The 10,451-nt window shown below is 54.3% G+C and carries 11 protein-coding genes; 8 read left to right on the top strand and 3 right to left on the bottom strand.

From position 1 onward, the window contains the following. Positions 1 to 135: 135 nt before the first annotated feature. On the bottom strand, positions 136 to 1,032 hold the full coding sequence (locus CKW18_RS22380) for a LysR family transcriptional regulator (protein ID WP_202864012.1): 897 nt from the start codon (positions 1,030 to 1,032) through the stop codon (positions 136 to 138). Between the two features lie 99 nt (positions 1,033 to 1,131). On the opposite strand from CKW18_RS22380, the gene CKW18_RS22375 reads away from it, so the two are divergent. The 4 genes from CKW18_RS22375 to CKW18_RS22360 are packed head-to-tail and all read left to right on the top strand — an operon-like array spanning position 1,132 to position 4,235. Continuing rightward, entirely contained in the window at positions 1,132 to 1,584 is a 453-nt protein-coding gene (locus tag CKW18_RS22375; RefSeq protein WP_218274353.1) for a hypothetical protein, read from the top strand. Between the two features lie 59 nt (positions 1,585 to 1,643). Continuing rightward, a complete protein-coding gene (locus CKW18_RS22370; RefSeq protein WP_095190794.1) occupies positions 1,644 to 2,630 on the top strand; it encodes an ABC transporter substrate-binding protein in 987 nt (328 codons plus the stop codon). Further along, a complete protein-coding gene (locus CKW18_RS22365; RefSeq protein WP_218274352.1) occupies positions 2,630 to 3,442 on the top strand; it encodes an ABC transporter permease in 813 nt (270 codons plus the stop codon). The genes CKW18_RS22370 and CKW18_RS22365 overlap by 1 nt, the downstream gene beginning before the upstream one ends. Before the next feature lies 1 nt (position 3,443). Next, positions 3,444 to 4,235 carry an ABC transporter ATP-binding protein gene (locus CKW18_RS22360; RefSeq protein WP_095190792.1) on the top strand — a complete coding sequence of 264 codons (792 nt, stop codon included), beginning with the start codon at positions 3,444 to 3,446 and terminating at the stop codon, positions 4,233 to 4,235. Between the two features lie 191 nt (positions 4,236 to 4,426). Here CKW18_RS22360 and CKW18_RS22355 read toward each other — a convergent pair whose 3' ends face one another. Continuing rightward, a complete protein-coding gene (locus CKW18_RS22355) occupies positions 4,427 to 5,347 on the bottom strand; it encodes a LysR family transcriptional regulator (RefSeq protein WP_095190791.1) in 921 nt (306 codons plus the stop codon). 225 nt (positions 5,348 to 5,572) lie between these two features. Here CKW18_RS22355 and CKW18_RS22350 point away from each other — a divergent pair, with 225 nt between their 5' ends. The 3 genes from CKW18_RS22350 (at position 5,573) to CKW18_RS22340 (ending at position 9,029) form a co-directional block, all read left to right on the top strand. Next, on the top strand, positions 5,573 to 6,613 hold the full coding sequence (locus CKW18_RS22350) for a polysaccharide deacetylase family protein (RefSeq protein WP_095190790.1): 1,041 nt from the start codon (positions 5,573 to 5,575) through the stop codon (positions 6,611 to 6,613). A 278-nt stretch (positions 6,614 to 6,891) separates the two neighbouring features. Continuing rightward, entirely contained in the window at positions 6,892 to 7,710 is an 819-nt protein-coding gene (locus CKW18_RS22345; RefSeq protein ID WP_170947303.1) for a DoxX family protein, read from the top strand. 221 nt (positions 7,711 to 7,931) lie between these two features. Next, positions 7,932 to 9,029: an alkene reductase gene (locus CKW18_RS22340; RefSeq protein WP_371857643.1), complete on the top strand. Its 1,098-nt coding sequence runs from the start codon at positions 7,932 to 7,934 to the stop codon at positions 9,027 to 9,029. A gap of 46 nt (positions 9,030 to 9,075) precedes the next feature. On the opposite strand, the gene CKW18_RS22335 is transcribed toward CKW18_RS22340, so the two are convergent. Beyond that, entirely contained in the window at positions 9,076 to 9,960 is an 885-nt protein-coding gene (locus tag CKW18_RS22335; RefSeq protein WP_095190787.1) for a LysR family transcriptional regulator, read from the bottom strand. A gap of 98 nt (positions 9,961 to 10,058) precedes the next feature. On the opposite strand from CKW18_RS22335, the gene CKW18_RS22330 reads away from it, so the two are divergent. Beyond that, the gene (locus tag CKW18_RS22330) at positions 10,059 to 10,445 is read left to right on the top strand and encodes a VOC family protein (protein WP_095190786.1); all 387 of its coding nucleotides are present in this window, start codon (positions 10,059 to 10,061) and stop codon (positions 10,443 to 10,445) included. Positions 10,446 to 10,451: the final 6 nt, after the last annotated feature.

Below are 10,451 nucleotides of genomic sequence, written 5' to 3'. Positions count from 1 at the left end.
GAGCACGAGGCCTGCGGCCTCGCGTTTGAATTCAGCGGAAAAAGAACGACGTTGTTTGGTCATCAGACACCTCTATCTGGCGAGCATTCTCGCCTAAATGGGTGTCCGGTTTCATTAGACCACTACATCACCGCCTCACACGTCGCGAAGAACAAATGCCGCCGGCAATGGTGGAACTCCTTCGCGCAATGCTTCCCACAAATGCAAGGAGGCGCTGGTGTGATAACGCTTTCGGGAACGAATCAGGTATGCAGAGCGATGCAAATCGGGTGCAGAAATCGGTCGAGCCCCGTCAAGCATGTTCAAGCTGAGCGCCGCCATGGTGTTCATGACAGCCGTCACATTGTTGTAGCGCGTAGCCTCTGCCAAATCAGACAAAATATCTGACTCAAGATAAATGCACGGCTTAAGACGGGCCTTGGCAAAGGCTGCGTCTAATTGCCGTCGCATCATGTACTCGCTGGGCAGCAAAGCCAATTTACCTTGGGCAAGCGTTACCAAATCAATGCTTTCTCCGTTGTGCGGCGCGTTGCTGATCGCCACAAACTGCTCCTGGAAGCACTTCGTAATCTCCAGGTCCGCAGAAGGTTCAGGATCAAATGTCACCGCCAGTTCAAAATCTCCGCGCAGGACACCATCGGTCAATGCCTGCGCGCTACGCCGGCGTAGAGATACCGACAAAGCCGGCCATTGCTCCTGAGCCCGGCGGACAACCGGTAAAACCCAACATTCGCCATAGGATTGTACGAGCCCTACGCGCACCAACCCGCCAACCTCTTGCGAGCGATCGCTGATGCTGCGCAATGCCGCTTGGAGATCGCCAAGGCAAGCTGAAATCTGCAGATGAAGTTGATTGGCCGGTTGTGTCGGTCTGGCGCGCCCCCCACTGCGATCAAATAGCCTAAGTCCGAGCGTCATCTCCAGAGCTGCAATTTGTTCAGACAAGGCAGGTTGCGAAATCGAACATGATTTCGCGGCTTCGTTAAAGCTGCTGCATTCCATCGCTGCGCTGAAATAGCGCAATTGGCGCAACGAAATGGCTTCTAGAGGGTCGCGATTTTTAATAGGTTTTTCCGATGGCTTTTAAAGAAAAAAGTGAATTTACCTTGGCAAATCCTATTGGAGATACTGGTGGCCGTCAAATGCGGTGGTAGCCAGCCTTTACACCGCAACCTTTTTTCTCTCTCCTGGCCAAACGGGTTTGCCATGCCACATATCAAAATTGAAGCAAGCGCTGGGATTATCGATGTCATCGACTGGGCAAATGTCTTGAACAAGTTGCACACCGGGCTGGCCAATGAGGGCTGGGCCAGGCTGTCAGATCTTAAATCCCGCATCCACCCCTGTACCGCGGCTGTTTCAGCTGATGATCCGAGCGCCCAACAAGTCATCGCGACGTTGGTTCTGACTAATCCAAGGCCTGCTGAAATGCAGCAAGCGATGATCCAGATGGTTCTGGAGTACCTTGGACAAGCCATTGATGCCACCCACCCGGATCAGTGGGTTCAATGCTGCGTCTTTCTGCAGCCGGTTCCCAAACACGATTACATCAAGCAGCAGTGGAACCCTCCGAGTTCAGCGTAACCGAGCAATACCACAACGATTTGTGAGTCACATTTTCCTAACAACAAGAAGCAGACAAAATGAAAAACTCTATTTTCCGCATTGCACTTTTGCTCGCAGGCAGCCCTCTTTTATTGGCGGCTTCACCCACTCAAGCCCAGGATGTCGTCCGTCTCGGCAATCTCAAACTGGCACATTTCGGGGCCGTCTCGTACATGAAGGACCATTGCAGCAAATACGGTTTGAAGGTTGAAGAGCGGGTTTTTTCTAAAGGTACTGACATGCTTCCGGCAATCATCTCGGGTGACCTCGACATCGCCGCTTTTGGCTCGGAGGCAGCCATTTCGGGGCGCTCTAACGGTGTGCCAATCTTTGCTCTGGCTGGTTTCTCGACCGGGGGCGCGCGCATCATCGCCGGAGCCGACAGTGGCATCAAAAGTATGAAAGACCTTAAAGGCAAGCGTGTCGCCGTCACTCGCGGTACTGCGCTGGAGCTAATGCTCTATGGAGAGCTTGAGCTTGCGGGCCTGACCTGGTCTGACAAGCCGGGCAAGGATGTGCAGGTAGTTTTCCTCGCTTTTGCCGATCTCAACAATGCCTTGGTCACCAAGCAAATAGACGCGATGAATCAAGCCGAGCCGCAGGCAACACAAGCACTCAGCAAGAACATCGGAATCGAAATCACCAAGCCCTATAACACAGCCATGGGTAGCCCTTCTCGTCTGCTCGTCATGACCGAAAAAATGTACAAGGAAACCCCCGACGTCGCGCAGCGTGTTGTTACCTGTTTTGTAGAGTCGACCGTACTATTCAACAAAGATATGGCTTTGGCCGACAAATACGTGCGCGAGCAGATGTTCAAGGGACAACTCACTCCACAGGACTTCAAGGACGCCATGGAAAATGCGCAATACACGTACGACGTTACCCTTGAGCATATCGACATCACCACCAGTTACATGGCCAAGTATGGTGCGGGCAAGATGAGCAAGCCACCGAAGGCGGCCGAGTGGGTCAAGCTTGACTTGCTGCAAAAGGCTAAGGCCGATCTGAAGGTGACGCAATGATGCACAAACTCAAGAGCTTAGCCGAGGGGCTGCTGGTCCCGGTCGTGATATTGATTCTCTGGGAAGCTGGTTCGCGTTTCGGGTTGTTCTCGGCGATTCTTCTGCCTTCTCCCACTGCAGTCGCAATCAAGTGGTGGGCCTATCTGCTGCCGCTGCAATCGCAGGAACCCCACCAGAGCTATCTCGCCTGGCTATTCTCCGGCGAACTACTGCATGACGCTTACTCCAGCCTCTACCGCGTGATCGTCGGTTTCATCATCGGTGCCGCGCTGGCGTTGCCCGTCGGCCTTCTAATGGGGGCCAGCAACCGTATCTACCAGCTGCTCAACCCGTTGATGCAGATACTGCGGCCGATTCCACCCATTGCTTATATTCCGCTGGCTATCCTCTGGTTCGGGCTGGGCAATCCACCGTCCTTCTTCCTGATTGCCATTGGTGCTTTCTTCCCTGTATTGATGAATACCATTGCCGGTGTCCGTCAGGTCGATGGAATCTACCTGCGCGCTGCACGTAATCTCGGGGTTAATCAGTGGACGATGTTTAGCCGCATCATCCTGCCAGCCGCGACGCCCTACATCCTGGCGGGTGTGCGCATCGGTATCGGCACCGCGTTTATCGTCGTGATCGTTTCCGAAATGATTGCGGTCAACGACGGCCTGGGCTTCAGGATTCTTGAGGCTCGGGAATTCATGTGGTCGGACAAAATCATCGCAGGCATGATCACCATCGGCATGCTCGGACTCCTTATCGATACCGCTGTCAGTCGACTAAATAACCATTTGCTGCGCTGGCATCGCGGCCTGGAGCAATAGCATGGCCCAAATCATCATCAACAACGTACAGAAGGTCTTTAAGACGCCGGGCAAGGATGTCATTGCGTTGAAGAATATCAATCTGGAGATCAAGCAGGGGGAGTTCGTTTGTTTGCTCGGCCCTTCGGGCTGTGGCAAGTCAACGCTACTCAACGCCGTGGCTGGCTTTGCGCTGCCTTCGGGTGGGGAGATTACCGTTGAGGGCAAGAACATCATCGGGCCTGGCCCGGATCGTGGCATGGTGTTTCAGGAATACGCACTGTTCCCGTGGATGAACATTTCTCAGAATATTGCGTTTGGCCTTGAAGTACAGAAGAAGTCGAAGTCGGAGATCGATTCGACGGTCAATCAGTTGCTGGCGTTGTTGCACCTCACTGATTTCCGCGACCGTTTTCCGAAAGATTTGTCCGGTGGCATGCGCCAGCGTGTAGCCATTGCCCGTGTGTTGGCGCTTGATTCGCCAATCATGCTGATGGATGAACCCTTCGGTGCTCTCGATGCGCTGACCCGGCGCAATTTGCAGGATGAATTGCTGCGCATCTGGGAGAAGCTAGGCAAGACGATTCTCTTCGTCACCCACTCGATAGAGGAGTCGATCTATCTCGCTGACCGTATTGTTGTAATGACTTATCGCCCAGGTACGGTCAAGCGCGATCACATTGTCGAGATACCCCGGCCGCGTGATCCGGCTTCGCCAGAGTTCAACAAACTGAAACGCGAACTTGGCCTGTTGGTCATGGAGGAGCAGCAGCGCCATTCCAATGATGAAATGAAACTTGCCACGGGCGACTGATAAAAGACCGAGAATATTGTTCAGAAGCAACATCTGAACCCCATTCAATCAGTTTTTAAACACCCAATCGTCACACCGCGCTATGACAAGGTGTGACGATTATCTTTTAGAGTATTGGCCTCTCGTGTCTTGTTGCTGTCTATCTGGCGATCGAAGGAAAAATTCTGGTCCAACATTTCGATAACGCTGAACTACCAGTCCTCTAGTGTCTGGCTATCCAATTGCGCAACGCGAGAAATAATGTAATCGCGCAAAGTGCGTATCAACGGGGTGATCTGGCGTCGGCTCGGCAACACCATGAAGAGTGGCGCCGGCTCGGTCGTCCAATGGGGACACAAGGCCTGGAGATGCCCTTGCGCAAGATCCTTGGCCACGTCTAAACGCGCCTTGTAGGCGATACCTTTACCCAGCAGCGCCCAAAGCCGCACGGCGTCGCCGTCGTTGGACACATTGATGCTCCTGACGCGCACGGTAATCTGCGGCTCATCCCCCAAAGAGAAGCGCCATCTGTCACGCACGTTGTCGCCTAGCATAAAGCACAGGCAGGCGTGGTCGGTCAGTTCGTGGGGGCTTGAGGGCGTGCCATGCCTGGACAGATAAGCGGGTGAGGCGCAAAGCACTCGACGGTGCGTCGGTGCCAGCGGGAGAGCCACAAGGCTGGAGTCTGGGGGTTGACCATAGCGGAAGGCCGCATCGACAGGCTCGCTGTACACATTGGCCATGCGATCTGACAGTTGCAGGCGGATTTCAACCTGTGGGTGCACATTCTGGAAGTCGTTGAGCCAGGGCAGCAGCAGGTTACGGCCGAAGTCGGACGATGCCGCGAGCTTGAGAACGCCCTGCAGAACCGGATCGCCCACGGTGATTTGCTGCGCGGCTTTCTGCAGTGTCTGTAAGGCCGGACGGCAATCTTCCAGGAAACGTTCGCCGTGTTCTGTCAGACGCAGGCTGCGAGTCGACCGCACGAATAGTTGCACGCCCAGTTCCGCTTCCAGACGTTTAAGCGCAGCGCTTGCCGCGGCCGGCGTCAGGTCGAGCTTGCGAGCGGTCGCAGATAGGCTTCCGGTGTCAACGGTACGTACAAAAATCTCAAGATCCTGTAGGGCTTTCATCGGTACGCGGGGCTCTCTGCTGGGCATATTTTCAAATATTATTTGAATATACCTTCTCGAAATAGGCTGTTCTTCAAATTATTTTGTTCGTGGATGATCAACACTCATCCACGGGATGTCAGGCGCTCAACAACCTGATCCGATTGCTCTTTGCCCTGCATGCCGCTTGACGTATGGCCGTTGTGATCAACGACTCAAAGTGAAAGCCAAATCTGAGAGAGACTTATGAAAGCCGATGATCGAGACCAACCGTCTATCCAGACGCCCGATAATCCACAGCGACGCACTTTTCTCCAGCACGCGGGGGTAGGTGTCGCCGCCCTCGCAGCCACGACTTTAGTCAATCAGGCATCAGCAGCGTCGGTTCCCGCTCTCGAGGACGGCAACAAAGGCAAGGTCGCTGGCAAGCAGGGGAAGTTTTGGCCCGGTGATACGCGCCTGGTAGTTTCAGTGTCGATGCAGTTCGAGGCCGGTGGTCAGCCTGCGAAAGGCACGGACAGCCCGTTCCCTCGTGTAGATTTTCCAGACAGTGTGCCTTCGGATGCTGCCGCGAATACCTGGTTTGCCTACGGCTACCGGGAAGGTATACCGCGAATGCTTGATCTGTGGGATCGCTACGGAGTGAAAGTCACTTGTCACATGATCGGCGAAGCCGCTCAGCGTCACCCGGAGTTGGCCAGGGAAATAGTGAGGCGCGGCCATGAAGCGTCTGGTCACGGGCCGCGCTGGAGTTCTCAATATGCGATGGGGCGAGATGAAGAGCGAGTGTTTTTACAACAAGCGCGGGACATGGTCGCAGAAGTAACGGGCCAGAGTCCTGCGGGGTACAACTGCAATTGGTTACGGCGTGGCCCAAATACGCTATCACTGCTGCAAGAGTTGGGTTATCTCTATCATATTGACGATCTTAGTCGTGACGAGCCTTTTATTGAGAAGGTGAATAATAAAGACTTTGTGGTAGTTCCGTATACATTGCGCAATAACGACATCCTGTTGGTTGAGGGTCGTAATTATTCACCAAGTCAGTTTTTGGAACAGATAAAATTAGACTTTGATCAGTTGTATGAAGAGAGCAGTACTCGCCGTCGAATGATGTCTGTCAGCGCCCATGATCGCATCAGTGGCTCCCCTCAAATGGTTCGTGTATGGGGAGAGTTTTTGAAATATGCTAATAGTCATGCGGGCGTGAAGTTTATGCGTAAGGATGAAATCGCTCGCTACACCCTGGAAAGTCCACTCTCGTATAGAGAGTCAGAAACGATATAGGTTAGATCAGGTTTGCCCACCCTATAGGTTTTGAAGAGATTTAAGTTTCATCCCGATCAAGGATCATGAGAACCCGCGATATTCGACCATAACGCGAATGTTCTGGATGGTTTCGGTGAACATAAGTTTTACGAGCAGGCTCGCTCCTGCAGAAGCCAGAACTGATGAGCGCCGGGTAAAATTTTCAAGGACCTTGAAAAAGATGGTTTTAAATGGCTTTCGGTAGGCTGTGATTTTATCATCACCCCGATAAATTGCGTATGAGGCGCTGTATGTCCATGAATATAAAAGTTGTTAATTGGCTGTCATTGTTGATCACCACCATGCTGGTTGTATTGTCGGTTAGTTCGTTTTTTATCTACTCCATTTCGAGCTGGACGCTAATGTCGCTAGTGGGGTTGATCGTGTTGCTGGTGTTGTCTTTTTTTTCGCTATGGCAACGTCCATACTCGTTTTTTGCATGGCTTGCTACGATGTTTTCATTGCTTGTAGTCGGTCGTTTATTTTCCACTATGCGCCTCAGCGCCTTGAGTGAAACCGGATCAGCGCTCGATCCGCTACTTCTGGCAGAAACGGGTCCTGGATTACCTTGGGTAACCTGGACGTGTGTAGGGTTATTTGTCTTGTTGATGCTAAAGCTCTGGAGCATTATTCAGCACGATCGCAGTGTGGCTGGTACAAGTTCAGAGCAATGGGGCATGACCGCAATCAGGGTTTATGTCGGTTTGATGTTCATTGCTCATTTCGCCGGGCATTTGTTCGCCGGCCCCCAGGCGTTTGAAGTGTTTCGTAATTACTTCGGGAGTATAGGCCTGCCGTATCCAGCCTATTTTGTGGTGCTGGCCGGGCTAATAGAGTTGGCTGTAGCGTTTGGGCTGGCGTTTGGCTTTCTAACGCGTTTGGCGGCCTTCGGCGGCGCCGTGTACCTGCTGGTGTCCGTTGGAATGGGCGGACACTACGGCGTGGGTTACATATGGGTGTTGCCTACGGGGGGCTGGGAGTTTCCTGCTCTCTGGGCCTTTGTTGTAGGGGTTTTTGCATTTACGGGAGCCGGTCCTGTTTCTGTTGATAATTACCTGCGAACTCCGCGCCGCTGATATATGACGGTTAGGGCTCTACAACAGCCACTTTGATCTCTGCTGGCTTTGTTAAGGGGTTGCGATTGCCTGCGCCAATTGCGTCTGCCTACCGAGCAGGCCAATAGCCGTGCGCATTATCCGGATTAACTGGAATATGTTTCCCGAACTGAGTCGATTATCAAGAAATCCCCTCGTGGATATTCTGTAGTCATTGCCCCCCGACGATTTACCAGGAGACACTGATGTCCACACTTTTCACACTAGGCGTTGTTGGTCAACTTAACACGCCCAACCGTGTAGTCATGGCACCCATGACTCGATCGCGCAGCACCCAGCCTGGCGATGTGCCGAACGCCATGAACGCGTTGTATTACGCGCAGCGTGCGTCGGCTGCGTTCATTGTTACTGAAGCCACGCAGATTTCGCCCCAGGGCAAGGGCTATTCCTTCACCCCAGGGATTTACAGTGAAGAACAGGTCGCAGGCTGGCGCTTGGTGACCGATGCGGTGCATGCCGCTGGCGGACGTATTTTCCTGCAGTTGTGGCATGTAGGGCGCATGTCGCACCCTGACTTCCACAATGGCGAATTACCGGTCGCGCCTTCCGCGATTGCGTTTGATGGCAGCATCTGGAAAGTGGATGCCGAATCGGGTGTCGGCAGTATGGCCCAGTGCCCGATACCACGGGCACTGGAGCGCGACGAAATCCACGCTATCGTCGACGATTATCGTAAGGCTGCGCGTAATGCCATGACGGCAGGTTTCGACGGTGTCGAAGTGCATGGGGCCAATGGCTACCTGATCGACCAGTTCCTGCGTACCACGTCGAACACGCGTACGGATGAATACGGCGGATCTCGCGAGAACCGCCTGCGCTTTCTCAAGGAAGTCATGGATGCGGTAGTTGATGAAGTCGGGAGCGATCGCACGGCGATACGGATTGCGCCGTTTCTTACAGCGCGCGGCATGGCCTGCCCGGACATTCTGCCGACTTTGCTGGAGGCAACCAGCTATTTGCAGGACAAGGGCATTGCGTACCTGCACCTGGTCGAAGCGGACTGGGATGATGCCCCCAAGTTTCCCGAGGACTTCCGCCAAGCCGTGCGCGAGCGCTTTCGCAATGCGATTGTGGTGGCCGGTAAGTACGACCTGGAACTTGCTGAGTGGGTACTGGAAAAAGGCTACGCAGACTTTATCGCCTTCGGACGCAAGTTTGTCGCCAACCCGGATCTGCCGTTGCGGTTGGAGAAGGGTTACCCGTTAGCCGGCCTGGAGGGGGCTGAGTTGTTTGGCGGTACCGAACGTGGTTACTCGGACTTTGCTGCCTGGGCTCAGTAGGGCTGAAAGCTGCACGTCTGATCCAAAAAATCTCCTTGGAGCGCGCTCAGGTCGCCAGCTTCAAGGAGATTTCGTCCATCAGCAGTTTGACCCGGCGCGGTACTGCGTGGCCGGAAGGGTAGACAATCTGCAAGTCCACGCCCGGCAGGGAGTAGGTCTCCAGCACCTCGACCAGTCGGCGTGCGTCCAAGTCATCACGCACATCGATGTAGGACTTGATACAGATGCCGTGACCCGCCTGGCACCATTGGCGCACCTGATCGCCATCATTGGCAATACGCCTGCCCGACACCAGCACCTTGAACGTACGGCCATCGGCGTAGAACTGCCATTCACGGTGGATGCTGCTGCCAAAGCGCATCAGGATGCACTGCTGCTGCACCAAGTCCGATGGGTGTTGGGGAGTGCCGTGGGCCATGAGATAGGCGGGGGATGCACACACGACCCTACGGCCCTCGCTGAGTTTTCTGACGCGCAGGGTGCTGTCGGGCAGGGCGCCATATCGAATGGCAAAATCGATGCCTTGCCCCGCCAGATCCAGGTAGCCATCGGTCAGGTTCAGGTCGAGGCTGACGTCGGGATGTTCCTGCAGAAAATCATCGAGGATTGGCACGATGCGGTTGCGCCCCAGGTCGACGGGAGCGCTCAGGCGTATCAGGCCCGAGATCCGCTCGGTGCCCAGTTTGATATTGCTCTCGATGTCTTCAGCCTCTGCGAGCAGGCGCCGGGCGCCCTCCATCAGCATCCGTCCTTCGTCCGTCAGGCTGATCGAGCGCGTGGTACGGGTCAGCAGGGTTGCGCCGTAGTGCCTTTCCAAAGCCCCAAGCCGTTCTGATACAGACGTGGGCGACAGCCCTACCTCGCGGCCTGCCGCCGACAATCCGCCTTTCTCCACAATCACTAAAAACAGCGCGAGGTTCTCGAAGAGCATTATCCGGATTTCCCTGAATATGATTGTGCTTTTGGCTGGATTCTACGCCTTGTGCTTCAACGATATCGTTTCTCCATTCACTCTTGAGGAGCGACATCGTGCATATCGATCACGTCACCCTACGTACCCGCGACCTTCGCGCTACCTGCGACTTTATGATTCAGGTCTTTGATCTGGAGGAGGGCACTCGCCCCCAAGAAATCCGTGGCATGCGCGGTCACTGGCTGTACAGCGAGGGCCAACCGCTAGTGCACATCATTGAAGCCCACGGCCAAGGCCTGCTGCGTGCCGCCGAATTTATCGACCATGTGGGGTTTCGGATGGGTGACTACGACGCCTTCAAGGCAAAACTCGAACGCCTTGGCATCGAGTACAGAACCATTGATATCCCGACGCTGAATGAGCGGCGGATTTTTTTGCGCACCCCGGGCGGGCAGTTGTTAGAGACCGTTTTCCCAGGCGGCTCTTCTGAAAACAGCTGGTAGTCACCC

This window comes from Pseudomonas sp. Irchel 3E19, assembly GCF_900187585.1.
GTDB classification, from domain to species: Bacteria; Pseudomonadota; Gammaproteobacteria; order Pseudomonadales; family Pseudomonadaceae; genus Aquipseudomonas; species Aquipseudomonas baetica.
Note: the sequence above shows the minus strand (reverse complement) of the source record. Positions and strands in the feature narration are given on the sequence as shown.

Coding starts and splice junctions, on each gene's coding strand:
- CKW18_RS22370 (WP_095190794.1), top strand. CDS start 1,644: ATGAAAAACTCTATTTTCCGCATTGCACTTTTGCTCGCAGGCAGCCCT.
- CKW18_RS22365 (WP_218274352.1), top strand. CDS start 2,630: ATGCACAAACTCAAGAGCTTAGCCGAGGGGCTGCTGGTCCCGGTCGTG.
- CKW18_RS22335 (WP_095190787.1), bottom strand. CDS start 9,960: ATGCTCTTCGAGAACCTCGCGCTGTTTTTAGTGATTGTGGAGAAAGGC.
- CKW18_RS22345 (WP_170947303.1), top strand. CDS start 6,892: ATGAATATAAAAGTTGTTAATTGGCTGTCATTGTTGATCACCACCATG.
- CKW18_RS22350 (WP_095190790.1), top strand. CDS start 5,573: ATGAAAGCCGATGATCGAGACCAACCGTCTATCCAGACGCCCGATAAT.
- CKW18_RS22360 (WP_095190792.1), top strand. CDS start 3,444: ATGGCCCAAATCATCATCAACAACGTACAGAAGGTCTTTAAGACGCCG.
- CKW18_RS22355 (WP_095190791.1), bottom strand. CDS start 5,347: ATGAAAGCCCTACAGGATCTTGAGATTTTTGTACGTACCGTTGACACC.